The sequence below is a fragment of the Porphyromonas sp. HMSC077F02 genome, from assembly GCF_001815465.1.
Classification (GTDB): Bacteria; Bacteroidota; Bacteroidia; order Bacteroidales; family Porphyromonadaceae; genus Porphyromonas_A; species Porphyromonas_A somerae.
This window is the reverse complement of sequence record NZ_KV820691.1, coordinates 1-258: the sequence shown is the minus strand read 5'-3', so window position 1 is coordinate 258 and position 258 is coordinate 1. Positions and strand designations below refer to the sequence as shown.

1 protein-coding gene is annotated in these 258 nt (G+C 62.4%); it reads right to left on the bottom strand.

Annotation, left to right across the window (positions count from 1 at the left end; translation table 11 throughout):
• Positions 1-48: 48 nt before the first annotated feature.
• On the bottom strand, positions 49-258 hold a 210-nt coding region (locus HMPREF3027_RS09720), incomplete at its 5' end, for a hypothetical protein (RefSeq protein ID WP_210400700.1).

The window sequence follows — 258 nt, the reverse complement described above, 5'->3', positions numbered from 1 at the left end:
AGGGGGCAAACGCCCCCGAACGACCAGCGGGAAATAGGCATGGTAACGTTATCGACCCTTGTGGTCGAACAAGCCTATGTAGGTGCGACCACAAGGGTCGTGGGATTTGGGGCAACCGTAACCCGCCGGTCTTCGGCTCTGCGAGCCTCGACCGGGGGCTAGCTGAATGGCACCCTTCGGGTGCTCCATTGCGGCGTCCGACTTGTCCGAGATAGGCACTCCCGCAAAGACACTCCCTCCGCACCCGACAGGGTGCCA